Annotated in this window: 25 protein-coding genes; 9 read left to right on the top strand and 16 right to left on the bottom strand. The window is 44.0% G+C overall.

All coding sequences use genetic code 11. The annotated features are described in order from the left end of the window. Positions 1 to 7 precede the first annotated feature (7 nt). From fdh3B to cobB, 5 genes are all read left to right on the top strand, one after another. On the top strand, positions 8 to 616 hold the full coding sequence (gene fdh3B, locus AB6E85_RS07665) for a formate dehydrogenase FDH3 subunit beta (protein WP_004742271.1): 609 nt from the start codon (positions 8 to 10) through the stop codon (positions 614 to 616). A gap of 13 nt (positions 617 to 629) precedes the next feature. Then, positions 630 to 1,703, top strand: coding sequence for a formate dehydrogenase subunit gamma (locus tag AB6E85_RS07660; protein WP_372142105.1), 1,074 nt, complete (start codon positions 630 to 632; stop codon positions 1,701 to 1,703). After that, positions 1,687 to 2,103: a hypothetical protein gene (locus AB6E85_RS07655; protein WP_010440849.1), complete on the top strand. Its 417-nt coding sequence runs from the start codon at positions 1,687 to 1,689 to the stop codon at positions 2,101 to 2,103. The genes AB6E85_RS07660 and AB6E85_RS07655 overlap by 17 nt, the downstream gene beginning before the upstream one ends. 376 nt (positions 2,104 to 2,479) lie before the next feature. Beyond that, positions 2,480 to 3,700 (top strand): ammonium transporter, encoded by a 1,221-nt coding sequence (locus tag AB6E85_RS07650; RefSeq protein WP_048610990.1) that lies wholly within the window; start codon positions 2,480 to 2,482, stop codon positions 3,698 to 3,700. Positions 3,701 to 3,957: 257 nt separating this feature from the next. Then, positions 3,958 to 4,692 carry a Sir2 family NAD+-dependent deacetylase gene (gene cobB / locus AB6E85_RS07645; RefSeq protein ID WP_372142103.1) on the top strand — a complete coding sequence of 245 codons (735 nt, stop codon included), beginning with the start codon at positions 3,958 to 3,960 and terminating at the stop codon, positions 4,690 to 4,692. Positions 4,693 to 4,830: 138 nt separating this feature from the next. Here cobB and AB6E85_RS07640 read toward each other — a convergent pair whose 3' ends face one another. The 6 genes from AB6E85_RS07640 to potA form a co-directional block, all read right to left on the bottom strand. Continuing rightward, positions 4,831 to 5,604, bottom strand: coding sequence for a GGDEF domain-containing protein (locus AB6E85_RS07640; protein WP_372142101.1), 774 nt, complete (start codon positions 5,602 to 5,604; stop codon positions 4,831 to 4,833). Positions 5,605 to 5,701: 97 nt separating this feature from the next. Further along, positions 5,702 to 6,739, bottom strand: coding sequence for an extracellular solute-binding protein (locus AB6E85_RS07635; protein WP_017066410.1), 1,038 nt, complete (start codon positions 6,737 to 6,739; stop codon positions 5,702 to 5,704). A gap of 211 nt (positions 6,740 to 6,950) precedes the next feature. Further along, positions 6,951 to 7,985: an extracellular solute-binding protein gene (locus tag AB6E85_RS07630; protein WP_372142100.1), complete on the bottom strand. Its 1,035-nt coding sequence runs from the start codon at positions 7,983 to 7,985 to the stop codon at positions 6,951 to 6,953. Positions 7,986 to 8,133: 148 nt separating this feature from the next. Next, positions 8,134 to 8,904, bottom strand: a complete 771-nt coding sequence (gene potC / locus AB6E85_RS07625; RefSeq protein WP_004733706.1) for a spermidine/putrescine ABC transporter permease PotC — start codon at positions 8,902 to 8,904, stop codon at positions 8,134 to 8,136. After that, positions 8,904 to 9,761 (bottom strand): spermidine/putrescine ABC transporter permease PotB, encoded by an 858-nt coding sequence (gene potB / locus AB6E85_RS07620; RefSeq protein ID WP_372142099.1) that lies wholly within the window; start codon positions 9,759 to 9,761, stop codon positions 8,904 to 8,906. The genes potC and potB overlap by 1 nt, the downstream gene beginning before the upstream one ends. Continuing rightward, a complete protein-coding gene (gene potA / locus AB6E85_RS07615) occupies positions 9,745 to 10,860 on the bottom strand; it encodes a spermidine/putrescine ABC transporter ATP-binding protein PotA (protein WP_017059631.1) in 1,116 nt (371 codons plus the stop codon). The genes potB and potA overlap by 17 nt, the downstream gene beginning before the upstream one ends. Before the next feature lie 329 nt (positions 10,861 to 11,189). Between potA and AB6E85_RS07610 the strand changes: the two genes are divergently transcribed. The 4 genes from AB6E85_RS07610 (at position 11,190) to ttcA (ending at position 14,830) form a co-directional block, all read left to right on the top strand. Continuing rightward, the gene (locus tag AB6E85_RS07610) at positions 11,190 to 12,017 is read left to right on the top strand and encodes a hypothetical protein (protein WP_372142098.1); all 828 of its coding nucleotides are present in this window, start codon (positions 11,190 to 11,192) and stop codon (positions 12,015 to 12,017) included. Then, positions 12,010 to 12,858, top strand: a complete 849-nt coding sequence (locus AB6E85_RS07605) for a glucosaminidase domain-containing protein (protein ID WP_372142097.1) — start codon at positions 12,010 to 12,012, stop codon at positions 12,856 to 12,858. The genes AB6E85_RS07610 and AB6E85_RS07605 overlap by 8 nt, the downstream gene beginning before the upstream one ends. A gap of 123 nt (positions 12,859 to 12,981) precedes the next feature. After that, the gene (locus AB6E85_RS07600; RefSeq protein WP_372142096.1) at positions 12,982 to 13,632 is read left to right on the top strand and encodes a DUF2987 domain-containing protein; all 651 of its coding nucleotides are present in this window, start codon (positions 12,982 to 12,984) and stop codon (positions 13,630 to 13,632) included. A 304-nt stretch (positions 13,633 to 13,936) separates the two neighbouring features. Next, positions 13,937 to 14,830, top strand: coding sequence for a tRNA 2-thiocytidine(32) synthetase TtcA (ttcA, locus tag AB6E85_RS07595; protein ID WP_372142095.1), 894 nt, complete (start codon positions 13,937 to 13,939; stop codon positions 14,828 to 14,830). A 122-nt stretch (positions 14,831 to 14,952) separates the two neighbouring features. Here the strand turns inward: ttcA and uspE are convergent, their stop codons facing one another. From uspE to ccoN, 10 genes are all read right to left on the bottom strand, one after another. After that, on the bottom strand, positions 14,953 to 15,903 hold the full coding sequence (gene uspE / locus AB6E85_RS07590; protein ID WP_102321163.1) for a universal stress protein UspE: 951 nt from the start codon (positions 15,901 to 15,903) through the stop codon (positions 14,953 to 14,955). A gap of 132 nt (positions 15,904 to 16,035) precedes the next feature. After that, positions 16,036 to 16,782 (bottom strand): FNR family transcription factor, encoded by a 747-nt coding sequence (locus AB6E85_RS07585; protein ID WP_017059637.1) that lies wholly within the window; start codon positions 16,780 to 16,782, stop codon positions 16,036 to 16,038. 86 nt (positions 16,783 to 16,868) lie between these two features. Continuing rightward, on the bottom strand, positions 16,869 to 17,543 hold the full coding sequence (locus AB6E85_RS07580) for a sulfite exporter TauE/SafE family protein (protein ID WP_017059638.1): 675 nt from the start codon (positions 17,541 to 17,543) through the stop codon (positions 16,869 to 16,871). Further along, complete coding sequence (gene ccoS / locus AB6E85_RS07575; RefSeq protein WP_017059639.1) at positions 17,533 to 17,769, bottom strand: cbb3-type cytochrome oxidase assembly protein CcoS; 237 nt, start codon at positions 17,767 to 17,769, stop codon at positions 17,533 to 17,535. Before ccoS ends, AB6E85_RS07580 begins: the two co-directional genes overlap by 11 nt. After that, entirely contained in the window at positions 17,769 to 20,141 is a 2,373-nt protein-coding gene (locus tag AB6E85_RS07570; RefSeq protein WP_372142093.1) for a heavy metal translocating P-type ATPase, read from the bottom strand. The genes ccoS and AB6E85_RS07570 overlap by 1 nt, the downstream gene beginning before the upstream one ends. 5 nt (positions 20,142 to 20,146) lie before the next feature. Next, a complete protein-coding gene (locus AB6E85_RS07565) occupies positions 20,147 to 20,626 on the bottom strand; it encodes a FixH family protein (RefSeq protein WP_050649904.1) in 480 nt (159 codons plus the stop codon). A gap of 108 nt (positions 20,627 to 20,734) precedes the next feature. Further along, a complete protein-coding gene (ccoP, locus tag AB6E85_RS07560; protein WP_017063857.1) occupies positions 20,735 to 21,709 on the bottom strand; it encodes a cytochrome-c oxidase, cbb3-type subunit III in 975 nt (324 codons plus the stop codon). Then, entirely contained in the window at positions 21,709 to 21,882 is a 174-nt protein-coding gene (locus tag AB6E85_RS07555; protein ID WP_004733679.1) for a CcoQ/FixQ family Cbb3-type cytochrome c oxidase assembly chaperone, read from the bottom strand. The genes ccoP and AB6E85_RS07555 overlap by 1 nt, the downstream gene beginning before the upstream one ends. Before the next feature lie 9 nt (positions 21,883 to 21,891). Beyond that, on the bottom strand, positions 21,892 to 22,512 hold the full coding sequence (gene ccoO, locus AB6E85_RS07550) for a cytochrome-c oxidase, cbb3-type subunit II (protein ID WP_017059643.1): 621 nt from the start codon (positions 22,510 to 22,512) through the stop codon (positions 21,892 to 21,894). Between the two features lie 11 nt (positions 22,513 to 22,523). Beyond that, on the bottom strand, positions 22,524 to 23,957 hold the full coding sequence (gene ccoN / locus AB6E85_RS07545; protein WP_009846707.1) for a cytochrome-c oxidase, cbb3-type subunit I: 1,434 nt from the start codon (positions 23,955 to 23,957) through the stop codon (positions 22,524 to 22,526). Positions 23,958 to 24,139 lie beyond the last annotated feature (182 nt).

Raw genomic sequence — 24,139 nt, 5'->3', positions numbered from 1 at the left:
TCTTAAAATGGCTAGAATGAAATTTCTTTGTGACACCAAGCGTTGTATCGAATGTAACGGTTGTGTCACTGCATGTAAGAATGAAAATGATGATGCTCTGGAATGGGGTATTCAGCGTCGCCGCGTTGTAACACTAAACGACGGTGAACCGGGTGAAAACTCTATCTCAGTAGCGTGTATGCACTGTACTGATGCACCTTGTATGGCAGTTTGTCCTGCAGACTGTTTTGAACATACAGAAGACGGCATCGTACTTCACAATAAAGACCTATGTATTGGTTGTGGTTACTGCTTGTTTGCTTGTCCGTTTGGCGCACCTCAATTCCCTAAACAGGAAGCATTTGGTGAGCGCGGTAAGATGGACAAATGTACATTCTGTGCAGGTGGCCCTGAAACAGAGCCAGGTTCTGTTGAAGAGCGTCAGAAGTACGGAGCGAACCGTATTGCTGAAGGCAAACTACCTATGTGTGCTTCTTTATGTTCAACCAAAGCACTGCTAGCGGGTGACGCAGAGAAAGTTTCTGATGTTTTCCGTCAGCGTGTTGTTGAACGTGGTGCGAAAGGTGCAGGTTGGACAGACGGCAACGACCTTTCTTACGATGCGACTAAGAGCTAAGTAGGAGAGACATATGCTTACAATGTTTAAGCGTCTCTTCCTTGTTGTGCTGCCGATGTTGGCAGCACTAACAATGCTTTCTCCTATGAGTCATGCATCTGAGACGAACTCATCACAAACTCAATCGAGCTCTGCTCAACGAGAAATCACACAACTTGCTGGCGCTGATTTTTGGCGACAAGTAAGAAATGGTGAGGAAGGTTACACCACATCTCAATCAGCTGAGCACGGTGTGTTGATCAGTACTCCGGGTCAAACGTGGTACATATTGAAAGAGAAGTGGATGTCACCAGCCGGTGCTGTCGCGATCTTTGGCAGTATTGCTTTCGTGACTTTGATGTACGTTGTGATTGGCCCGCTAATGCTGAGCGCGCCAAGAACTGGTCGTAAAATCAAACGTTGGTCTCGACTAGACCGTGCCTTACACTGGAGTATGGCGTTTACCTTCTTAACACTGGCATTCAGTGGTTTGATGTTGGTTTACGGTAAGCACTTCTTGAAGCCGTACATTCCAACGGACCTTTGGGGCTTCATCGTTCTACTGGCTAAGCAATACCATAACTACATCGGCCCAATTTTCTATGTGCTGTTGATGGCTGTTCTTATCAAGTGGTGGCGTAAGTCTATCTTCAAGATGGTCGATATCCAGTGGTTCATGAAACTGGGCGGCATGGTAGGGAAACATAAAGGTTCTCATCCATCTGCTGAGTTTTCGAACGCGGGTGAGAAAGCACTGTTCTGGCTATTGATTGTTATGGGTAGTGTCGCTGCGATCAGTGGTTTGGTTTTAGACTTCCCAATCTTCGGTCAAACCCGTCGAGATATGGAGCTTTCAAACCTAGTCCACATGTTGGCTGCTTTGATCCTTATCTGTGGTTTTGTGTTCCACATCTACATCGGCTTGTTCGGTATGGAAGGTGCACTAGAAGGCATGGTAACAGGCGAAGTTGATGAAACTTGGGCAAAAGAGCACCATGACCTTTGGTACAATGAAGTGATGGAACAAGAGAAAAACGGCGTTGAACAAAGCGCTAACGCAGCAACAGAGAAAAGTGAAGGGGTGAATAAGAATGAACAAACCTCATAAAGGTATTTGGGTTGCTTACATCCTAAGCTGCTTTACACCATTTACTTGTCTTCTCTCTGGTGTAATTGCCATCATCTACGCAGGCTATCGTTTAGATAAAGGTGAAGACGGCGAAGTAGTGGATACCCATTACTACGGCTTGATTCGCTCGTTCTTCTTGAACCTGACGTTCTTTGTTGTGCTTATCGTGACCGTAGCAACCTCTAATGGCGTGTTGATCGGTGTTAACGATTACTGGTATCAAAACCACATTATCGATGACATCGCTTACTACATCCCGTATGTAGGCATGTTGTTTGGTGGTGTTGCGATTGTGGTTTGGTTTATTCGTATGTATCAAGGTATGCAGCGTTTAAGTCAAAACCTACCGCAAAACCCGACAACAGGTCCAAACTTGTAGTCGAGCATAGACTCACTAGATAGCGAATTATCTAGCACAATAGTCCTTTTGAAAGCCCAATGATTTCGGTCATTGGGCTTTTTGTTTCTAATCAGCAACGAAACTTAATGAAGCATGGTATTGACCGCTTCAATATGGTGCAACTCCCTTAATTGGTGCAATTCTTGTTTCCATTTTCACGCTTATTAAGAACCAAGAAAGTGCACCGATAAATTTATTATCAATTAATCAGCAAGTTACAAGTAAAAACTGTTGCACGAAAATTACACCACACACTTGGAACGCATCTTGCGTTCACTGTTGAGTCTTTAATTAATTACAACATTGAATCGCACGATATCAGTGCAAATCAGATAAAGCGAAGGAGAATGCTTTAATGAGTGAAACGGTGACTCAAGTTCATAGTGCAGTACAAACCCTTACCCAAAGTTCAGATACTTTATTCCTATTACTCGGTGCCATCATGGTTTTCTTGATGCACGCTGGCTTTGCATTTCTAGAAGTCGGTACCGTTCGAAAGAAGAACCAAGTAAACGCGCTCGTTAAGATCCTGTCGGATTTTGGTGTCTCCGCCATTGCTTACTTCTTTATCGGTTACTGGGTTGCTTACGGTGCACACTTTTTTGCAGACGCAGAAACACTGTCGCAAGGCAACGGATATGAGCTGGTGAAGTTCTTCTTCCTTATGACATTCGCAGCGGCAATCCCAGCGATCGTTTCAGGCGGTATCGCAGAGCGTGCACGTTTCTACCCAATTTTGATTGCGACACTGTTTACGGTTGGTTTCATCTATCCATTTTTTGAAGGCATCATTTGGAACGGCAACTTTGGATTCCAAGATTGGCTAGAAGGCCAGTTTGGTTATGGGTTCCATGACTTCGCAGGCTCTGTAGTGGTTCACGGCGTAGGTGGTTGGATTGCTTTGGTTGCGGTTTACTTCCTAGGGATGCGTAAAGGTCGAATCCGTGCGGGTAAACACACCAACTTTGCACCATCGAATATCCCATTCTTAGCACTAGGCTCTTGGATCTTATGTGTGGGTTGGTTTGGCTTTAACGTGATGTCAGCTCAAGCGATCAATGGTATCAGCGGCTTGGTGGCGATGAACTCACTCATGGCAATGGTTGGCGGTATTCTTGCGGCTCTAATTGCAGGTAAAAATGACCCAGGCTTCATCCACAATGGTCCTTTGGCTGGTCTCGTCGCTATCTGTGCGGGCTCAGATTTGATGCACCCACTTGGCGCTTTGGTGACGGGCGGCGTGGCAGGCGCGCTATTTGTTTACCTATTTACTTACATGCAAAACAAAACACAGATTGATGATGTACTGGGTGTGTGGCCTCTACACGGCGTATGTGGTGCTTGGGGTGGCATTGCAGCAGGTATCTTCGGTTCGCAGACATTCTGGGGGCTAGGGGGCGTGAGCTTTGCTTCTCAAGTTGTCGGTACACTAGCGGGTATTGCTGTGGCATTGATTGGCGCAATGATTGTTTATGGTGTGTTGAGCAAACTAACAGGCCTGCGTTTAAGTGAAGAAGACGAATTCAACGGCGCGGATCTTTCAATCCATAAGATCTCGTCTATCAACGAAGACTAACGTCGTTCACTTTGATGGGTTTAGGCTCATCAAGTAGGCATCAGTTAAACAGAACTAAGCGGCTTCGGTCGCTTTTTTGGTTCGGTGAAAAGCAAAACGGAGAGTTTGCGTAACAACGGCAGCACCCATCAAGCGAGTTATGTCACAAATAGCCAATGAATTCAGTTGCCTAAGACTATGGTCTAATCCCTAAAACTATTGTTGGAATTTGAACAGTGCTAAGCTGTTACAAAGTGACATATTGAAAAGGACGTTGTATGCATTTCCCATATCGAAATATCGTAATTCTTACTGGCGCTGGCATCTCTGCGGAGTCGGGGATACAAACATTCCGAGCACAAGACGGGCTATGGGAAAACCATAAAATCGAAGATGTCGCTACTCCAGAGGGGTTTGCAAAAGATCCCGACTTGGTTCAAGCATTCTATAACAAGCGTCGCCATGGCTTACAAGGTGAGACCATTCAACCAAATTCGGCCCATAAGGCGCTAGGTGAGCTCGAAGACAAACTTGATGGCAAAGTAACAATCATCACTCAGAACATCGACAACCTGCACGAGAGAGGCGGTAGCAACAACATTATTCACATGCATGGTGAACTTTTAAAAGCACGTTGCAGTGAATCCAATCAAGTTATCGAACATAAAGGTGACATCGAAACAGGTGAACTTTGTCACTGCTGTCAAATTCCAGCTCAAATGCGCCCTCATATTGTGTGGTTTGGCGAAATGCCATTACGAATGGGTGACATCTATTCAGCACTCGAAGAAGCAGATCTGTTTATCTCTATCGGAACTTCAGGGGTTGTTTATCCAGCGGCAGGCTTTGTTCATGATGCGAAAATGCATGGTGCGCATACCATCGAGATAAACCTCGAACCTAGTGCGGTTGAAAGTGAATTTGAAGAGAAGCGTTATGGCAAGGCGAGTATCGAGGTGCCTAAACTGGTTGGCGAGCTGTTATGTTCAGAGAAGGGCTCTCTAACGGCTTAATACTTCCTAATCCGTTATCAATGGCAAATGTACATCGGCTTTAAGAACCTTATAGTCACATGTATGTTTGCTTTTTTGTTTCTACTTACGCTTTCGCAAGTGTCATAAGTCAGGAGCGGTCATTAAAGCAAGATTCAATTAAGTTCGTTGGGCTTTCTTCATCTCGTACATTGCCTTATCGGACTCAATAAGCGCCTGTTTGAAGTTATCTTGATTGGTCACTTCAATTCCGTAAGAGAAACTGATGTTTTCTCCATGCAGTAGGTTAGTAAGTTGAGTAACAAACTCGCCTCCACGGCCAAGTTGGGCTGTCGCAACAAACTCATCGCCTCCAACCCTAAAGACCATTTCATCTTCAAGTGCAGCTTGACTGAGCGCTTGAGAGAAACGAACGATCATCAGATCGCCAACTTGATGCCCTTTGCGGTCATTGACCTGCTTTAATCCATCCAAATCAAAGTAAATTAGCTCGAACTCCTTAAGCTGGATCGCGTCGAACTTCTTGCGATTGTATAGGCCTGTTAGCTCATCTTGCTTGCCCTGATCTTTCAATTTGGTTGTCAGTTCAGTAATACCGTAAGCGATAAGTAGGAAGGCGATCTGCAATGAACCATCTTCAAGAAATGTATCGAGTAATTCGTTTCTATCTGCCCACTCATCAAGATATTTGAGCTCTGTCGTTACATCATAAAAGAGGTTGAAAATAAGCAGTAGAGCGCCGCAGCGAAGGATTTTATGAGGGCGAATAGCGTGACGAGCAACGTAATAGATGTACATGGTAATCACGAGCGTATTCGTTTCGAAGAACAGGTCGTAATTAGAATCTATGTGAATGAATGTGCTCAGACCAAGCATCAAGAATGACGCCACGAGCATCAGAGTCACAATCAATAAAATAGGGTTTGCAGGCATATTAAATCGAACTTTATACGGTTTAAATTAATCCTATATAAAGTGTAGATAAAAATAAAGCGGCTTACGCCGCTTTAATTAACTTATTAGCAAGAACCTAGTTGTTTACTTTAAGTTTTTGGAAGTACTCGTCATAAATGACACTCGCTTCACCAACTTCGTCTTGCCAAACACCGTTATCCATCACTGATTGTGGTGGGAAAACGTTCTTGTCTTCAGCAAATTCTTTAGGAAGAAGAGGGTAAGCGGTTTTAACTGGTGTCGGGTAACCGATCTCTAGAGCAATTTTCGCAGCGTTCTCTGGGCGAAGAAGGAAGTCGATCATCTTATGAGCCGCTTCAGTGTTCTTTGCACCTGCTGGAATTGCTAGGCTGTCCATCCAGAAGATAGCGCCTTTTTCTGGCCAGATAATGTCAATCGTTGCGCCTTCTTGGCGTGCCATGTAAGCAGAGCCATTCCAAAGCATACCAAGAGACACTTCACCCGCTAGGTAAGGGTTCGCTGGGAAATCTGAGTTAAATACCAATACGTTTGGCATTAGCTTACGAAGTTCTTCATAGGCTTCTTTGATTTCTTCAGGGTTAGTCGTGTTTGGAGAGTAGCCCAGTTTAGATAGAGCGATATGGAAAACCTCACGAGAGTCATCCATCATCATCAATTGACCTTCCCACTGCGTATCCCACAGATCGCCCCAGTTTTTAACTGAAGACTTGTCTAGCATGTCAGAGTTGATACCAATACCCGTCGCACCCCAAATGTATGGGATTGAGTAGTTGTTATTTGGGTCAAATGGCTTATCTAAGTAATTTGGATCCAAATCTGCAAAGTGGCTTAGCTTGGTTTTATCAAGCTCTTGAAGCATGCCTTCTTTACGCATCTTAGAAACGAAGTAAGTAGAAGGAACCACTAAGTCGTAACCCGTACCTTGAGTTTTTAACTTAGCGTACATGCTTTCGTTAGACTCGTAAGTTGAGTAGAAGACTTTGATGCCAGTCTCTTCTGTGAAGTCTTCTAGTACTTCATTTGGAATATATTCAGACCAGTTGTAAAAATACAGTTCTTGGTCAGCTGCGAAAGAGGGTGTAGAAAGTAAAGTAGCAGCACACAATGCGCCGGTATACAGTGTTTTTTTCATTACTGTTCCGTTCATTTGTTTGATTTGGAGCTGGGTAGTGAACCCAAGGTAAAAGGATTTCGAAAAATCGCGCTATATTATAGCAGCGATATAATAAAATAGGCAGCCTAAGCTGCCTATTCATTGATATTCTTATTTTTAACTTATTGATTTTCTATATCGGCTTATTAAGTAAACCAGTTACTTAGTTGCCATGAGATAATAAGCTAAATTACTGACCTGCTTTAAGTTTCATGAAGTAATCTTCGTACTTCACTGTCTTATCGCCAACCGCAGCTTGCCATTCAACACGATCAAGGTCTTCTTGCGATGGGAATAGCGCAGGGCTATCTTTGAACTTCTCGTTAGACGCTTTAACGGCCGTTAGGTAGCCTGTGTCACGAGAAATTTGCTCAGCAATTTCAGGGCGAAGTAGGAAATCGATCATCTTATGAGCTGCTTCTACGTTTACCGCACCAGAGCTAATCGCAAAGTTATCAACCCAACCGATACCGCCTTCTTTAGGGAAAACCAGTTTGATTGGTAGACCTTCGTTTTGCGCTGCAGCAGCAGAACCGTTCCACAGCATACCAAGACCCACTTCACCAGACATGTAAGGCGCGCCTGGGTTGTCTGAGTTAAATACTAGAACGTTTGGCATAAGCTTTTGTAGTTCAGCGTAAGCTTCGTCGATCTCTTTCTCGTTGGTTGTGTTACCTGAGTAACCTAACTTACGCAGTGCGATGTGGAACACTTCACGAGTGTCGTCCATCATCATCAGTTGACCTTCAAGCTCAGGCTTCCATAGGTCAGCCCAGCTTTGGAAATCTTCTGGATCGAACATGTCAGTGTTAACAGCAAGACCTGTGATCGCAACTACGTGTGGAATAGAGTAGTCGTTGCTTGGGTCGTACGGCTTATCTAGGTAGTTAGTATCTAGATTCTTGAAGTTGTTCAGCTTAGTTTTGTCGATCTTTTGTAGCATACCTTCGTCACGCATCTTAGATACGAAGTAAGTCGACGGCACAACTAGGTCATAGCCTTTGTTGTGTGTTTTTAGCTTTGCGTACAGGGTTTCGTTCGATTCGTAAGTCGAGTAGATAACCTTGATACCAGTTTCATCAGTGAACTGTTCTAGAATCTCACTGTTGATGTAAGGTCCCCAGTTCATGAATACCAATTCTTTGTTATCTTTTGCAAATGATGGTGCAGATAACATTGAAAGCGCACATGCACTACCAGCTAATAGAGTAGCCCATTTTTTCATTGACGTTAGCTCCAAACTAAACGTTGCCCGAAGGCAGTAGATAGAAAAACAGAATGGCAATTTACCATTCTGTTTATGATTAACACTTTTTAGAACTTGAAGTCTCTTAACTTCTTAATCAAGCCAGTCTCTATATAGAGTAGGAGACTTACTTGATTTTTTCTCTCGCTAATAACTGAGAAATGATCACCAGTATTAACGACACCACTAACATCACTGTTGCTAGGGCGTTTACCTCAGGAGAGATACCCACTTTAACCATTGAGTAAATCTTCAGTGGTAAGATTTCATACGTTGGGCCGGTTACGAAAGAGCTGATGATCACATCGTCCAAAGACAGAGTGAAGCTCAATAACCAACCCGCAGCAACCGCTGGCTTAGCAAGAGGTAGAATGATCTGCTTTAGAATCGTCCATTCACTTGCACCTAAGTCTTTTGCGGCTTCTAGCATCTTCACATCAAAGCCATTCAAGCGACTGTATACTGTTACTACAACGAACGGTAGACAGAAGGTAATGTGAGCAGCAAGTAGGGTAAAGAACCCCAGTTGAACACCCATTACCAAGAATAGCGCAAGAAGCGAAATCGCCATTACGATATCAGGAGACATCATTACGATGAACAGCATGCCATTTACGATGCCTTTACCTTTGAATTGGTAACGGAATAGGGCTACTGCTGTAAGGCTCCCGACAATCGTTGCGGCTGTTGCAGAGAACACCGCTACGTTGATCGAGTGCCACGCAGCCTGCATTAGGCTGTCGTTGTTAATAAGCGCGTCATACCATTTAGTGGTGAAACCACCCCATTTCATACCAAACTTATTGGCATTAAACGAGTTAGCGATCAATACGATAATAGGTAGGTATAGAAAGGCGTATACCAGCGCCATAAAGCTGAACTTAACTGTGCGACCCATTAGTCTAGCTCCACTTTCTTGTTCAATAGCTTACCTGCTCGGTAGTAGGCATACAGCATCACAGCCATTGCCATGGTCAGTGCGATACTCGTCGCTGCACCAAACGGCCAGTCTCGAGCGTTGAGCACCTGGCTCTTAATCACGTTACCAATCAATAGGTTCTTGGCTCCGCCTAATAGGTCAGAGATGTAGAACATACCTAACGCTGGCAGTAGTACTAATAAACAGCCGCCAATAATGCCCGGCATTGTTAGTGGCAGTACAACTTTCAATAGCGTTTGCAGTTTGTTCGCACCTAAATCTTTAGCCGCTTCTAAGTACGTATCGTCCAGTTTTTCAATCGCTGAATACAGCGGCAGAATCATAAACGGAAGTAGGATGTACACTAAACCGATCATTACTGCGGTTTCTGAGTACATGATACGTAGCGGTTTATCAATGATATCGAGCGCTAACAAACTTTTGTTCAAGACACCTTGGGTACCCAGTACAATTTTCAATCCGTATGTACGAATCAAAGAGTTAGTCCAGAATGGCACTATCACTAGGAACAACATGATTGGACGCCACTTCGCCGGCATTTTTGCCACGATGTAAGCGAACGGGTAACCAATGATTAAACAAAGTAGGGTTGCGACAATTGCCATATAGAAAGAGTGCATCAACACTTTAAAATACAGCGGGTCAGCCAAACGCACGTAGTTATCGAGAGTGAAGGTCATCTCGATCAAGTTCGCTTCATCACGAGTTAAGAAGCTAGTACCGATGATCATGATGTTTGGAATCATCACGAACAGCACTAACCAACCTGTGATTAAAACAACAATTGCGTTTTGTAAATTAAACTTCTTGCTCATCTTCTAATACCACTTCCCAGCTCTCAACCCAAGTTACTGCAACTTTTTGGCCCAGTGAGTGATCAACATCAGGGTCATCTTCGTTGAAGAATTCGCTAACCATGACACGCATACCAGATTCAAGTTCTACGACTGAATCTAATGTCATGCCTTTATAGGTTCGCTCGACAATGTGGCCAACAATACCGCGTTGCTCAGACTCTTTAATTTCTTCGATACGAAGATCTTCAGGGCGAAGCAATACTTGCAGTTTTTGACCCGGTGTTACGTCTTTATCGTGATAGATAATGGACTCTTCACCTTCGATTGTCGCAACAATGCGTTTTTCATCTTGACGAGATTTCGCTGTCGCTTCGAATACGTTAATTTCACCAATGAAACGCGCTACAAATAGGTTCTTAGGCTCTTCGTAGATCTCTCTTGGCGTTCCGTCTTGTTCAATCACGCCATCACGCATAACAATAATACGATCAGACATAGACAGCGCTTCTTCTTGGTCATGCGTTACAAAAATGAACGTGATACCAAGTTGGCGTTGTAATTGTTTCAGCTCGATTTGCATCTGTTTACGTAGTTTGTAATCCAGAGCAGATAGAGATTCATCCAACAAAAGAACTTTAGGCTTATTAACGACAGCACGAGCGATTGCGATACGTTGCTGTTGACCACCAGATAGCTGGTGTGGCTTTCGTTGTGCCATTTGTTCTAGGCGCACCATTTTCAAAGCATCCATTACACGAGGTTCAATCTCGCTGTTTGGAACTTTTTGCATGCGTAAGCCAAATGCCACATTGTCGAAAACGGTCATATGCGGGAATAGGGCATAGCTTTGGAATACAGTGTTTACATGCCTTTGTTCAGCAGGAACTTGGGTTACGTTTTGTTCAGCTAATAGTATTTGACCACTATCTGCCGTTTCAAAACCCGCAATCATTCTTAGCACGGTTGTTTTACCACAACCTGATGGGCCTAAAATCGTGAGAAACTCACCATGATTTACGTTTAAATCCAGATTGCCGATGACTTCCTTACCATCGAAACTTTTACTGATGCCAGTTAGCTGCACTACTGGCTTTCCTACTGATTTTTTAGCGTTCAACGTCTGTTTTTCTCCACCTTGGTTCTATTTGAGACCTGTTGCTATACACCTTTAAGGCGCGCATCATAATCACCAAAAACGTGAATTCAAAGCATTTTTTACCTTTCGAAGATAAAAAATTTCGCAGGTAAAAGTAAACATCCTTTACCATACTGTTATTTACTGGGTTTACACCCTAACAAGTGTCTAATTATTAACCATTAAGACGCAAAAGCAAGCCTTGTTACAGATTCATATTTTAGTTTGTATCCGACATATGAGTATAATGAAGGTAATTTTTTATCAATAAGTTAGGTGGCTTCGCTTAATCGGCACACCTAGGTATCAATATGAACAACGACATCGAAAAAGATTTTAATTTGGGCGGTAGTATCAACCGTGCACTTTCTGGCGATTATGAGCTCAAAGCAACGGCTGTATTCCAAGAAGCTTGGAAACATACGATAAGTCACTTTCTTTCGTTTTCCCCTGCGATTATTGCTTTGATGTTTGTGCAGCTCGCTATCTTTTATATCGCACTAAAGCTACAGCTTGGTGATCCTGCGGTTATCTTGGATGCGGTTATCGACCCAGAGTCGTTCACGCCACAAATCGTTGAGTCGATTTTTATTGCGAACTTTAGCTATGAAGTGATCAGCGCGCCTATCTATGCCGGTATCTGTTTAATGGCAATGAGCCACGCCGCTGGCCTACAAACCAAAGTACGCCACATCGGTAAAGGTTTGCAGTTTACGGTTCCGGTTATTCTGGTGACTTTGTTTAGCCTAATGCTTCAAGGCATCGCAGGTATGATTCTGCCATTCTTGTCGATCTACTTCTCACTTGCGTTCAGCCATTCGATTCTGCTGATTTGTGATAAGAAAGTGCCACCAATGCAATCGCTGCTGCTTTCATTAAGAGCGGTAAACAAGAAGATCTTCGTAGTCGCGTCTATTTACCTGATGGTTATGTTGATGTTCATCGTGGCTGCGATGATGTACGGCATTGGCTTAATCTTCGTTCTTCCGTTCTTCTTCCACGTGAAAGGTATCCTTTACCGTGAAATGTTTGGCATCAAGTTGAAACTGATTGCTTCAGACCGTCCAAAGAGCGATGACGATAACAACGACAGCAATTACGACGACAATAACAAAAACCCACAGGTGTTCGATGCATAAAGACACACAGGCAAGCACAAGCAAATCACTTGCGCTTAAAGTGACGGCACTGGCTATTGTTGGCTCTATTTCACTGATTGGTCCTTATATTTACCAAGAAGAAGAGCGTCGACGTACGACAGAGCAGAGCTCCAATTCAGCTGACCAGTTTGGTGACTTGACGGTTTCTTCAAACACACCGAATTTTGCGGCCATCGAAGATGTGAATGAGAAAAAGGACACGTTCTTTTCGTTCCTACGTCCAAGCATCAATATTGAAAACAAGCGTATCACCAAAGAGCGCGCGTTTTTATCTAAGCTCTCTGAGTCTGGTTTAAGCAATATTGATTCTGAAGACGCGTCTTATGCGAAAAGGTTAGGGAAGTTGTACAGCCTGCCAGTACCTAGTGAAGGTTTGGATCAGGCATGGCTAACAGAGATGCTTAACCGCGTGAATGTGCTGCCAGAAGCGCTTGTACTGACACAAGCTGCGAATGAGTCAGCTTGGGGGACGTCACGTTTCGCTACTAAAGCCAACAACTATTTCGGACACTGGTGTTACACCAAAGGTTGTGGCCTTGTTCCGCTACAACGTAACGAAGGTAGCTCGCATGAAGTCGCCACATTCTCTTCAAGCCAAGAATCCGTACATCGTTACTTCATGAACCTTAATCGTAATCGTGCTTACGCCGATCTAAGAGCGATTCGTGCAGAACTTGCTGCACAAGGTGATGATCTTTTAACAACTGCAACGGCGACAGAGCTCACCAATGGCTTGTTAAAATATTCTGAGCGAGGTTCCGACTATGTGACTGATTTACAAGCTATGATCCGTCACAACGAGGTATACTGGAAAAAGTAACTCATTTTGATACCAACTTGGTTGCCGTCGATAGTCGGCTTATACCAAGTAATGTCACAAAAAGAGCAGCTCATTGGCTGCTCTTTCTATTTATAAACGCTCAACTTCGACAAGATTATAATAATGAAAAAGACAGCACTCGCTTTATTAGCCTCATTAAGCCTTGGGGTTTCTCTTCCTGCTTCAGCGCAAGAGTACATGTTCACGTATTCTAAGCTTTATACTCAGCTGAAAAACAACACCAAAGAAGGGCATGATGATGTCAAAGTTGCGGTCTTCTTTGTTGATCAACAAGCTCAGCAAACCTGTCACATCAGCAAAGCTTGGATGGAAAAAGAAGAGCACTACGAAGAGCTAAAAGTCTCTCCAGCCAATGAATTACTTCTACCGGTAGATCAAAACCTACGCTCGGCGAATCCTCTTATCTTTGTACAAACACAAGAACAAGAGTGTGCGTACTCTTTGGTTGTGATGACTCAAGAGCCTTTAGCTGGCACAGTAGAAGTTGCACAGGTAGAAAACCTATTGCCACAGATGCAGGCGATGCTTGAAGACGTCAGCGGTATGTTCTCTGGTTGGTTCACACCAGATATCCAAGGGTTAACGCTAGAGTTCGCTAATAAGCTGGAAGGTAACATCGAGCTTTCAAATGGTAAGCAACTACCAATCAAAGAAGGGCGAGCGAAATTCACCTTAGAAGAACTGAATGGAAGTGACAGCATCACGTTACCAGAACCAACAGTTCGCGTATTGCCGTACATTCCCGCGCAATAGTTTTTAATGGAATAATTGTTAACGGAATCATTCCTCTAAGCTTTTGTGACATATCTTAAAGCAGCCTGATCGAATTAGATCAGGCTGCTTTTCTTTATCTGCGATACCAACCGAGAGCATGTGAAGCCGCGTTTCTCTACCAGCTAGGGAGCTTATCGAACAATAAAAGCAGAATCTTTCTATTACTCAGCTTGTTTATCCTGCCGTTACTATTTCAACATTAAATAAAAATCCGTATAATCCACGCCCTAAAACAGTCCCACTAGCAATCTACAGTCGGTAATACGACGGTGTGAGAGTCGCAATGAACCAAAACGATAATAGAAAAGAAACACTTGAATTCAACAAACTTCAGAAACGTCTGAGAAGAAATGTTGGAAATGCCATCATCGACTACAACATGATCGAAGAGAATGACGTAGTAATGGCATGTATTAGTGGCGGTAAAGATTCATTTGCGATGCTAGACATTTTGCTACGTTTACGTGAAGCAGCACCGATCAAATTTGATGTTGTGGCAGTAAACCTAGATCAAAAACAACCTGGGTTCCCTGAACACATTCTTCCTGAGTACTTTGAAACACTGAACATTCCTTACTACATCGTAGATAAAGACACGTATTCAGTGGTTAAAGAGAAAGTGCCAGAAGGCAAAACAACGTGTGGCCTATGTTCTCGTCTTCGTCGTGGTACTTTGTACTCATTCGCAGAGAAGATTGGTGCAACGAAGATCGCACTGGGGCACCACCTAGACGACATCGTTGAGACCATGTTCCTAAACATGTTCCACGGTGCGCGCTTAAAGGCTATGCCACCAAAGCTTCGTTCAGATGATGGTCGTAACGTTGTTATTCGCCCACTGACTTACTGCCGTGAAACGGACCTAATCAAATACGCTGAGCACAAAGAGTTCCCAATCATTCCTTGTAACCTATGTGGCTCTCAAGAGAATCTACAGCGTCAGAACATTAAAGCGATGCTAATTGATTGGGATAAGAAAACGCCAGGTCGTGTTGAGAAGATCTTCAAGTCAATCCAGAACGTAAGCCCAAGCCAACTGGCTGACCGCGAGCTGTTTGATTTCGTAAACCTTCCACTAGATCGTAGTGAAGACCGCAAAGCGTACGAATTCGAAGAAGCTGAAGTTTCATCTTCAAACATTGATGAGTCAATGTTCATCGACGTGACCAACGTTTAGCCATTTGACTCGATCAAGATGACGTTAGCCATTCAGTATTTGAAATGGCGTTGCTCTAGATAAACAAAAACGCCTCAAGCAATGCTTGAGGCGTTTTTTTATAAGTTAAACTTTTCCCTGACTTAACCTTTCGAAAGGTTAGGATCTAATGGGCTCACGTAACCAGACGGTTTAAGAGCCAACACATCACAGTTAATCTTGTCGATAACATGTTCCGCGGTATTACCAATAAACACGGCAGACAAGCCAGTACGACCCGTTGTACCCAGAATCACCATCGCAGCGTTATTTTCAGAAGCGACGCGAGGAATAACATCTTCAGGCAAGCCTTGCTCAACCACAGTTTGTTCTTCACACATACCGTGCTTCTGGCGCAATGCTTTCATTGCTGTTAAGTGATGACCACGAACCGCATCGGTATAAGACGTTGGATCAAACTCTGGCAGTTCAATGGTGATATTCGCAGGTGTCACAGGGTAGGCATTCACCAAGAAAGGTTCAGCATCCAAACGACCTGTGATCTCTAGTAATCTGTCGACCATCGTATCGTTAAGCTCTAAATGAGCTTCTGTTTCAGAACCGACATGAACTGAAGCAAAAATCTTCGCGTGATCTGGCCAGAAATCGTTTTTAACCAATAGCACTGGGCTAGGGCACTTTCTCAACAGGTGCCAATCGGTTGGAGTGAAGATGACAGACTCCAAAGTATCATGCTTACGCGTGCCTTTGATTAAGATGTCGTGCTCGCCACTATATACCTCGGCAATGATCGCTTCGTACGGACGGTTGTGCCAAACCACTTGCACATTAAATTCAATAGAATCATCTAGGTAAGGTTCTGCGACTTTATTCATCCAAATTTCGCGTTGGTGAATTACGCCTTTGCGCATTGCGTCTCTTTCATCGATAGAGAGCATAGATGTCATTTCATACGAAAAGTCGTATATCGACAAAAAGAAAGTGATGCGGCTTGTTGAGGTGCTTTTCTTGGCAAGTTGGATAGCACGAACTAGAGCAGGTTGCTCGTCGTGATTAATGTCTGCGACAACTAAAATTTTGTTATAGATACTCATAACTAAGCCTACTTTTCAGACCGAACATATAAATAATGTAGCGTAGTTATGGAGAGATTAAGAGAAATATAAGAGGTTTTAAGAGAGAAACATGATGTAGCTCATTATTGAACTACATCATTGATATCTAGACTATTCTTTTGAAACGCCAGCAAGTTCCATCAACGCATCGTGATCTTCGATAGTGATATATTTGCCTTTAACGCTCAAGATGTCTGCTTTTTGGAAACGGCCTAGAAGACGGCTGATCGTTTCAACAGTCAAACCAAGGTAGTTACCAATATCGCCACGAGTCATCGTTAGGCGGAACTCACGCGGGCTGAAACCACGTTGAGAGAAGCGAGTAGAAAGGTTGTAAAGGAATGCAGCAAGGCGCTCTTCCGCGTTCTTCTTAGAAAGAAGCAGAATCATTTCTTGGTCACCTTTAATCTCGTTACTCATCAGGCGCATAATTTGCTGACGCAATTTAGGCATTTTTCCTGATAGGTCATCAAGAATCTCATATGGGATTTCACATACCATAGAAGTTTCTAGCGCTTGTGCGAAACTTGGGTGTTGGTCACCAGTAATCGCATCGAAGCCAACAAGATCGCCCGCTAGGTGGAATGCAGTAATCTGCTCATCACCTTGCTCGGTAATCGTGTAGCTCTTGATCGTTCCAGAGCGAATAGCATATAGAGATTTAAGCTCGTCACCGGCTTTAAATAACTCTTGGCCTTTTTGAATAGGCTTTTTTCTCTCAATGATCTGATCAAGTTGATCGAGTTCAGATTCATTCAAAGTAAACGGAATACAGAGCTGGCTAATACTACAATCCTGGCAATGGATCGCACAGCCACCAGACTGAACACGTTTCGTCACAGGCTTTTCAGAAATCATAACAATCTTTCACTATTTGATATACGTCAATATTTTAGCATTCCTTTATCCAGTTGGGTAGTAAAAAAACCGGATTTAAAGATTGCCTATACGGTATAAATAATGAGCTGCAAAGCCATATATCCGGTATAGAAACCGTAAAGGAGGATTAAAATTGCGCCTAATTGGCGAAATAAGTCAGCTTGTTGCAGTTTTTTGAGGAAATTAGCGCCCATACCAACGGTGAGCATTGCCGGAAGCGTACCTAAACCGAAAGCAAGCATGATACCGGCTCCGTTATACCAACTTCCTGATACGGCTGCCCACGTAAGCATAGAGTAAACCAAGCCGCATGGTAGCCACCCCCAAATAAAGCCAAACGGCAAAGCGTGACTAGGGTGCTTCAATGGTAGAAATGATTTACCTAAAGGAGAGATATAGCGCCATAGCTTCTGTCCGACTTTTTCAAAGAACAACAAGCCGAACCACCACTTACCGATATACAAACCTAAGACGATCATAAAGCCAGCAGCAAATAATCGAAGCCAACCCAGCAGAGCGTTAAAATCGCTTAGCTGACCTATAGAAGAAATTGCACCGCCAATCACACCGCCAATCACGGCATAGCTCAGCAAACGGCCTAGGTTATAAAGTAGGGGAATAACAGGGGAAGGTTTACTGTTGCCAATCGAAAGAAGCGACGCAATACCACCACACATTCCCATGCAGTGGCCTGCGCCGATCAATCCAACAACAAAGGCTCCGATCCAATCAGGCGTCATCGTTCTTTTTGTCTACGTTAGTTTGGCTTTCGCTGTTAGCTTTCTCATTCTTGACAGGTTTGCTATCAGAATGGTTGTGAGCCTTTTCGTCTTCATCAAACAGAATGTTGTGACCTTGACGTTCTAGGTCTTCAAACTGTTCGCTCTTCACCGCCCATAGAAAAATACCAACAGCGATGCACACCAGAACAATCGCAATGGGGATCAGAATGTATAAACTTTCCATTATTTACCTTGCTCTTTTAAAAGCCTTAACGAGTTAGACACAACAATAATAGAGCTGGCAGACATGCCCACAACGGCAATGTATGGAGCAACCAAACCCGCGACAGCCAATGGAAGGATAAGTAAGTTATATCCTAATGACCAAGCTAGGTTTTCACGGATTATCTTACGCGTTTTTAATGCTAAAGTACGCGACTTAAGTAATCTATCGAGCTTATCACCCAATAACACCATATCCGCAGAGGCTTTCGCCACATCGGTACCGCCGCCCATAGCGACTGAAAGGTGGGCACCCGCAAGAATAGGGGCATCGTTAACGCCATCGCCAACCATCATGGTAATGTCACTTGCATCTCGAGAGTTCAGGTAAGCAAGTTTATCTTCAGGCTTCGCGTTAGCGACAATGTCTGTAATACCGATCTCTTCAGCAACAGGCTTCGCGTTAATCATAGAATCGCCAGTCAGCAGAGTCGTTTTGATTCCCGCTTCTTTAAATTGCTTAATAAACTCAATGCTTTCTTTACGGATTGGGTCTTCATAAGTAAATGTCGCGATATGACGACCCGCCATCGACAAGTAAATGCCGTTGCTTTCCGGTGGTTGAGCTTCACCTAGAATGAATTCGCTACTACCAATCGCAACTTCTTGGCCGTTCCACTCACCTGTGATGCCTGAACCAATTACGTTATTGACAGACTCTACTTCGATATCATCTGAAATATGAGTCTTGAACGCTTTAGCGATAGGGTGGTTAGCGTGTTGTTCCAGGCTCGCCGCTACCTTGAGACAAGTGTCTTTATCAAGTTCAGCGAAGGTTTCCACTTGGCTGATACGAATATCCCCCTCAGTCAATGTGCCTGTTTTATCGATGATCAAGTGATTTACTTTGCACAAGGTTTCGAATACGTGGCCTTTGCGCAGCAAAATACCGAAGTTACCCATGCGAGACGTTGAGCAAGTAATCGCCGTCGGTGTTGCCAGTGACAGAGCACAAGGACACGTTGCTACCAATACCGAAAGCATGATCCAGAAAGCGTCTTCTGGTCGTGTTTGGTGCCAGTAAAACCAAGTGCCGAATGAGATGATTAAGATCACCGCAACAAAGTATCGCGCTACAACATCAGCAATTTCTGCGATGCGAGGTTTAGACAATTGCGCTTCATCTTGCAGGCGAACGATGTTGGAAATCACCGAATCCGCTTTTGACGTCATCACTTCCAATTCAAACGATTCATCACCATTCAATGTACCAGCGAAGACGGTATCGCCTTCGTTTTTGACCACATGGATAGATTCGCCAGTCAGCATCGATTCATCGATATGAACTCTGCCAGACAATACTTTGCCATCGGCAGGAATGTGTTCACCCGGTAGAACGCGAATTTGGTCGCCAACTTTTAAGGTTTTTACCGGAACTTGTTCGCCATCTAACGTTGTTGCCATAGCAGGAACAAGCTTAAGCAGGTTACCACTAGCGGCGGCTGCTTTACGACGAGCGCGCATTTCAAGGAAACGACCAAGCAGTAGGAAGAAGGTAAACATCGAGATAGATTCGAAGAATACTTCACCTTTCTCTGTCACCGTTGCGACCAAACTTGCAACGTAGGCAAACAACAGAGCAATCGACACAGGTACATCCATACCCAATGTTCGACCTTTGAGGCTACGCCACGCGTTGATATAGAAAGGCAATGCAGAGTAGAGCAGAACCGGCGTTGCGAAGATTAAGCTCACCCAACGGAAATAGCTTTTGAATTCGGGTTCAAGGTTACCGAAGACTTCAAGGTAAAGCGCCACAGCCAGCATCATGACCTGCATGGTTGCTAAACCAGCAATACCAAGACGATAGAGATAATTTTTCATCGAACGATGATAGGCGGCTTCTTGTTGATCAGCCTCGAATGGTGCGGCTTTGTAGCCTAAGGTATGGATTGCAGACAACAGCTCGCTCAGTTTTGTCTTAGTGTTGTCCCAACTGAGCAGGGCGCGGTTAGTCGTGGTATTAACACGAATACTAACAACCCCTAACTTTGAAGAGACTTGCTTCTCAATAAGCCATGCACAAGCAGCACAAGAGACACCTTCTAGTGACAATGTCACTTCAGAGGTGTTTTCAGAGTTACGGACGAACTCCAATTGAACATCTTCGTTGTCGTAATGACTGAGTGCCAGAAGTTGCTCTGGCACGAGATCCGCTTTTTCAGCTGGAGCGGTACGATATTGGTAGTAAGAGACCAAACCGCTATCAACGATTGTCTGGGCTACGGTTTCGCAACCCGGACAACACATAGGTCGCACCGATCCTAAGATTTCTACTTTAAAATCCGTTTCCGCTGGTACATCTTCACCGCAGTGATAACAGGATTCACACATAAGCTTTAGTTCGTTAGTTGAGTAGGAGTATCAATAGGGAAGTTCATGCGACCTTGCACTAACCATTCAGAATCATGCGGAGAAAGCTCGATAAACCATGGACCTTGCATTTCATGGTCCAGAGTCAACGTGTAGTTGCCTCTCGCATCAGCGGTCAGTAGCTGAGTAAAATCACGGTCAGGCAACGTTCGGTGCACGAACATTGCGCTAATAGCAGGGAAGTGGTCTAGCTTGCCTTTGTCTAGGGTAATGATAACTGAGTTACCTTTCTCGCTAACTAAAGCTGATAGGCCAAGCTCTTTGGCAACATTTACTTTCGAAATGTCGACATTAATACCTTTACCTTTTTTATAGTAATCTTCAGTGACAACGTTAACTGAATGGTTGGTAAGTATCGCGACTCGAACCAATGTTAGCATAGAAACGCCAACGGTTAGGAAGATCAAAAACCACGGCCAAAACTGCTTATACCAAGGTTGTTCCATATTATTATTCTCAATATATACAATGAAATAAAACTAATTTTTACAAACACTTAAGGTTATAACTGTAAAAGAAAGACAGCCCCTTAAGAAGGGGCTGTTATTATTATGTTACTCTTTATCTGAGTTGCTGAGGCTCCAGACGTAGGCAGAGACGAGCTGAACCTTATCCTCACCGAGGATGTCCTTCCAAGCCGGCATTACACCAGAACGTCCGTACATGACTGTTTCCGTCACATCAGCGCGAGAATCGCCGAATAGCCAGTCACGGTCAGTCAGGTCAGGTGCGCCAACAGCAGGGTTACCCTTACCATCAGTACCGTGACACGCTGCACACACTACAAAGCGCGCTTTACCAGCTTCTGCTTCACGTGCGTTTACGCTACGACCTGAAAGGCTAAGCGTGTAGCTAACTACTTCTTTTACGCCTTCTTCGCCAAGAGCGTCTTTCCAACCTGGCATTTGACCGACACGACCATGCATGATGGTAGTAACGATAGCTTGTGGTTCACCACCATATAGCCATGCGTCATCAGTTAGGTTCGGGAAACCTTTCTGACCACGTGCATCAGAGCCGTGACACTGAGAACAGTTTTGTAGGAACAAACGTTGGCCCACTTTGATTGCATCAGCATCTGATGCAATGTCAGGGACAGAACGTAGACCATTTTCGTCGTGAGCTAGCTTTCTGAATGCTTCACCAAAGTAGGTGTCTGCATCATCAAGCTCTTTCGCGTATGCGTCTAACTGTTTGTTTGCTTGCGCAGCAGCGATTGCAGAGCGAGACTCTTCTACGCTACGAACTGTTTGGTTTGAACTCGTCCAACCTAGTAGACCTTTAAAGTTGCCAAGGCCTGGGTATAGAGCTAGATAAACAGCTGCAAACACAATTGTGCTAACGAAAAGGTATGTCCACCATTTAGGTAGCGGGTTATTAAGCTCACGAATACCATCGTATTCATGGCCCATATCCTGACCTTCTTCTACACCTGTTTTATCGTTGGAACACCAACGAAGTAAGGCTGCACAGCCAATCAATGTACCGATTGTGATTACTGTTACCCAAATACTCCAGAATGTACTCATTACTTCGTCACTCCTTGATTTTTATCTTTCGCAGGTGCTTCATCAGCGAACACTAGGTTTGCATCTTCGTCGAAGCGCGACTTACGATTTTTACCGAAAGCCCACCAAACGATGCCGATGAAACAAGCAAAAACAGTAACAGTCCAAACACTTTGAAATGTAATAATGTCCATAATTATTCCTTATTTCATTGCGTGGCCAAGCGATTGAAGGTAAGCGATGATTGCATCCATCTCTGTTTTCCCTTCAACATCTTGTTTAGCGTTAGCAATTTGTTCGTCTGTGTAAGGAACACCAAATTGATTACGGAAGATTTCAAGCTTCTGTTTAGTCAATTTGCCATCAAGTACATTCTCAGCAAGCCATGGGAAACCAGGCATGTTTGATTCAGGAACAAGTTCACGAGGGTCGATAAGGTGAACGCGATGCCACTCATCAGAGTAACGATCACCAACACGCGCTAGATCAGGACCAGTACGCTTAGAACCCCATAGGAATGGGTGTTCCCAAACGCTTTCGCCAGCTACAGAGTAGTGACCGTAACGTTCAGTTTCAGAGCGGAAAGGACGAATCATTTGGCTGTGACATACGTTACAACCTTCGCGAATGTAGATATCACGACCTTCCATTTCCAGAGCAGAGTAAACGCGTAGATTTTCTACAGGTTCAGTTGTCTGCTTTTGGAAAATAAGCGGGGTAATTTCTACTAAAGCACCAAAACTGATAGCAATAACGATAAGAATCGCTAGTAGGCCAACGTTCTTCTCTACCAACTCATGGCGATTATTTGAATTTGAGCTCATTCTAAATCTCCTTAAGCCGGTTGAGGGATAGCTTTAAGGCTATCTTTAGGTGCAGAAACAGTTTTGTACGTGTTGTATGCCATTAAGAACATACCAGATAGGAAGATGAAACCACCTAAGAAACGTACAAAGTAGAACGGGTAAGACGCTTCTACAGATTCAACGAAGCTGTAAGTTAATGTACCGTCAGAGTTAACTGCACGCCACATCAAACCTTGCATCACGCCAGAGATCCACATTGCAACAATGTAGAAAACCGTACCAATCGTTGCCAACCAGAAGTGAACATTGATTAGAGATACAGAGTACATACGCTCTTGACCAAATAGTTTAGGAACTAAGTGGTAAACCGAACCTATAGAAACCATTGCAACCCAACCTAACGCACCAGAGTGAACGTGACCGATAGTCCAGTCTGTGTAGTGAGATAGTGCGTTAACCGTTTTGATTGCCATCATTGGGCCTTCGAAAGTCGACATGCCGTAGAATGATAGAGAAACGATTAGGAAACGTAGGATTGGGTCGTAGCGAAGCTTATGCCACGCACCAGATAGAGTCATAATACCGTTGATCATGCCACCCCAAGATGGAGCAAACAGAACCAAAGACATAACCATACCTAGAGATTGAGTCCAGTCAGGAAGTGCAGTGTAGTGTAGGTGGTGAGGACCAGCCCAGATATACAGAGACACGAGAGCCCAGAAGTGAACAATCGACAAACGGTAAGAGTAAACAGGGCGACCAGCTTGTTTAGGAACGAAGTAGTACATCATACCTAGGAAACCAGCTGTCAATAGGAAGCCTACCGCATTGTGTCCGTACCACCATTGCACCATTGCATCGATCGCTCCGGAATAAATCGAGTACGATTTAAACGCAGATACAGGAACAGCAAGGCTGTTAACGATGTGCAACACGGCAACCGTGATGATGAAGGCTCCGAAGAACCAGTTTGCTACGTAAATGTGCGATGTCTTACGTTTAATCATGGTTCCGAAGAACACGACCGCATAAGCTACCCACACAAGAGTAATAGCAATATCGATTGGCCATTCAAGTTCTGCGTATTCTTTACCAGAGGTTAAACCTAACGGTAAAGTAATTGCAGCGGACAGGATAATCGCTTGCCAACCCCAAAAGGTAAAGGCTACGAGAGGGCCACCAAAGAGACGCGTCTGACAGGTACGTTGTACAACATAATATGATGTTGCAAACAGCGCACTTGTACCGAACGCAAAAATAACCGCATTAGTATGCAGGGGACGTAAACGACTGTACGTCAACCACGGCGTATCAAAGTTTAGCTGTGGCCAAACTAATTGAGCGGCAATCAAAACACCAACGCCCATACCGACAATACCCCACAAAATTGTAACTAGGGTAAATTGACGGACGACCGTATAGTTGTAGTTTTGTTCAAGCTGCTTTTCTTGGCTCATTTGCATGCTTCCAATTTCTTATTTACTACACTTTACTTCCAACACGACTCACGTCGTAATGCCACCCAAATTAGAAAAGGAAATTCAGCCTATTCAGGGCTTTATTTCCACTTGCTGATTTTAAAAAAAAGTGGCATTTTCAACGCGACACTATACTTGAATTAACAAATCAATGACAGAGTAGTAAC

Source organism: Vibrio sp. 10N.247.311.51, assembly GCF_041467855.1.
Lineage (GTDB): Bacteria > Pseudomonadota > Gammaproteobacteria > Enterobacterales > Vibrionaceae > Vibrio > Vibrio coralliirubri.
The sequence above is the reverse complement of the archived record's forward strand: the minus strand, read 5'-3'. Positions and strand labels throughout refer to the sequence as shown.